The 2,396-nt window shown below is 43.7% G+C and carries 1 protein-coding gene and 1 pseudogene; both read left to right on the top strand.

Annotation, left to right across the window (positions count from 1 at the left end; genetic code table 11):
• A partial coding sequence (locus tag FDW87_RS21030; RefSeq protein WP_170975099.1) for a T6SS effector BTH_I2691 family protein occupies positions 1-1,939 on the top strand: 1,939 nt, incomplete at its 5' end.
• 75 nt (positions 1,940-2,014) lie between these two features.
• Positions 2,015-2,396: pseudogene (locus tag FDW87_RS04405) on the top strand (hypothetical protein); the annotation flags it as partial.

Raw genomic sequence — 2,396 nt, 5'->3', positions numbered from 1 at the left:
GCTGATGGCGCTGCATGATGCAACAGGGATAACGCATGAGCTGACGGGATGGACAAACGATGTCCTGGCGATGGCGAAGATATTCGGTGATGAACGCGCCCTGGAGTTCTGTACCCAGAATCTGATAAACGGTGTTAAGGAGATTATAAAAAAGAGTGCTGAGCAGAATGTGGAAGAGCAGCTCGCGGCATTGGGTGGTTCACTTTCAACATCTCGCGATATTGATTACGCATATGGAATGTATGTCTGGAACGAGGGACGGAAAGGCAATACGGATGTTTTAAGCCGGGAAGAATTTGAGCGTCAGGCGAAGAAAAGACAGGAGCAGAATCTGAAAAGGTCGCGGGTGGCAAATAACCTGCGCAGATATAAAAGAAAGATAAAGCAAGAGAGCCTGGATTCGTTTATTAATTGTAGTGAGGTCCTGACACAAAAAATAGATAAACAACTCGAAGTGATAATTGCTTTCCGCTGTCAATGGCTTAAATCTCCATGTTTTATTCGTACACTGCAGGACTTTTATTCTGATCTTTCACAGGATAATTTGCACTTTCGTGAAATTGCGGCTTTTGCGATGTCTGGGTTAGGTGCGGCGAAATCTGGTGTGAGTTTACTCGATGACTGGATAAAAGATTACTCAACTGCTGATGAAAATAACCTTGTCTGGCGTACACATTTTTATAATGCACCTGAGTTAATGACTGTTGCCGAACCCTTGCTTGCCAGAGTACGCAAAGGAGTGAGTCAGCAGGTCACAGAACAAAGTTTATTAGCATTTTTTGAGTCAAAATCCGGCGACCTGGTTAAATTATTCGAAGGATTTAGTAAAGCAACAGCTGCGCTGGATGAGCCACTTGGAAATGATCCAGTCTGGTCAAAGCGAGTGTTGTATCAAGTTGACCAACATATGGCAACGCTGGGTTCACGATTATTCTCGGTTTCGGGTGTGGGACCAAAATTGGACACCATAAACGATCTTGTCGTTAAAACGCTCTGTTCTCTTTCAGCAGGTAAAACAATAGCTGAAATAAAATCTTTCTCTAGTAAATATTTTGGCTGGGCGACTGAGCGTAGTTACTATGTAAACGAAATTCTCTTTGTTAATCCTCAGAAAAACAGAGTGTCAGGGCGCTTAAAAGTCGCTCAGGTGCGGTTCTCCGATCTGGAAAAGGCGACTGCGGAATTCAGTATCAAGGGAGCGAAAAAAAATGCTTATCGTGCGACAAGTATCAATTTCCTGGTGCTCTTTTTTAATATGGCGGAGCTATATAACCAGGCCGATCATTTTAAACGTGATGACTTTTCCAGTTCTGCCAAACTGGTCGCTGCAGGATTCGCCACCACGGGAGGTGCGGTTGATATTGTCAGTAAGATGATGGATGTCATAAAAAAAGATGATAAATCGTTTCCGAAACTGAAATGGGTAGGGGCCAGTTGTGCAATGCTTAATGCCATTGCATCGTTGGGGGCTGATTTTTCAGATGCTTACCAGTTAAAAGATGAAAAATCAATAAGTAAACGATGGGCATACAGAGTGTTATATTTGGGAAAAATCCTTAATGACGTAACGACCATTATTGCACTCAGCGGCAAAGTTATGCCTGCTTTAATGTCAAAATTTGGCTGGAGTACGGCTGTCGGCAGTATGGAGGTGTGGCTGGGACGCGCAGCGACACCTACGGTTTATGCGCTGGGTATTGAGTGGATTGGTGTCTTCTCATCCTGGCAGTTCGCTTTGTTACTGGTGGTAGTGGATTATGCCCTGAAAGAGTATTTTTTTGAAGATGAAATTCAAATCTGGCTGCAGAACACGCTGTTTGGCAAAAAATTTTCGAAAGATATTGATAGCTTCTCTGAACAAAAAAAAGCAGAACTTATAGTGAAATGTGGAGAATCGCTGATGGAATGCGTACGTAAAATAGAATCTACCAGTAAATAGAATTGAATTATATTTTCAAATAAATCCATTGAATAAATTTCGGAATGGTCATATTACATATTGTAAGAATAAATTATGAAAAAAGAACTGAAATTCTCGGACGGGTTGCGAAGAAGTCTGGAAGGCAGCAATAAAAAATATCCGCTTCATAACTATCTGCAGCAAAAAAGTGAGCTGGCGCGAACGCAGGAAATTCTGCGCAATATCGAGGCCAAAAATGAAAAAGGAAAATGGCTGGCACATTTTCGCCTGAAAGAGAAAGAGCTGCTGGAGGCGCTGAAAAACGCCCCGCCGGACCCGGTGCTGCCGCCTCCGGCACCGCTGATTAAAGTTCGGGGCGTCATAGAAAAACTGACGCAGCGGCGGGTGGTGCAGCATTTCGACGTTCTGTCCTATCCGGAAGGAAACGCCTACTACACCCGGTATAAAAAGAAGATGGCGGCGTCGGCGGTGGTCT

Source organism: Citrobacter sp. wls826 (assembly GCF_005281245.1).
GTDB classification, from domain to species: Bacteria; Pseudomonadota; Gammaproteobacteria; order Enterobacterales; family Enterobacteriaceae; genus Citrobacter; species Citrobacter braakii.
This window is presented reverse-complemented; position numbering and strand designations above follow the sequence as displayed.